The sequence below is a fragment of the Blautia faecis genome (genome assembly GCF_027662325.1).
Lineage (GTDB): Bacteria > Bacillota > Clostridia > Lachnospirales > Lachnospiraceae > Blautia_A > Blautia_A faecis.
Genome location: NZ_JAQDKY010000032.1, coordinates 52,144 through 52,681, shown reverse-complemented (window position 1 = coordinate 52,681; position 538 = coordinate 52,144). Strand labels below are relative to the sequence as shown.

General features: G+C 38.1%; 1 protein-coding gene. It reads right to left on the bottom strand.

Translation table 11 applies throughout. From position 1 onward, the window contains the following. On the bottom strand, nucleotides 1–538 hold a 538-nt coding region (locus tag PGQ38_RS14120), incomplete at both ends, for a hypothetical protein (protein ID WP_270432290.1).

Sequence of the window (538 nt, the reverse complement as noted above, 5' to 3'; positions counted from 1 at the left end):
TCAACAGTAATACCATCTCCAACTGGAACCGCCAGGTCTTCCGGTGCCTGGTCTTCATCATATACTGTTCCTATTTCTTCTATGTAAGCATCTTCCGATTCCTTCTGCTCATAGGAAACCGTTTTTCCTGTAGTTCCTGAATAGTGATAGAGCTGCAGCGTTAACTGTTTTGCATGATCCAAAATTCTCCAATCTTGTAATTCAAAAATTAGATTCGGTTTATCATAGGAAGTGAGATTAAAAACATATTCATTTCCCAAATCGTCCTTCCCGCGAAGCCAGAATTCGTCGTCCTCCGTCATATCGGAATATGATCCAGAAATGGTACATCCGAAAATATTATATTTCATTTCTGAAATCAAAAACGTCTGATTCTTCTCAATTGGGATAGACACTTGAATGTCAATTTCTTTTGTGTCTGCCTGCAGTGCTTCTGGATCTGCTGTAAATGAAAAACTATATACATCCCTTTCTTCAACCTGCTCATTTTGATTTTGGAAGGTTCCTATTTGAATTTCAAATTTCTGGGAATGATCAG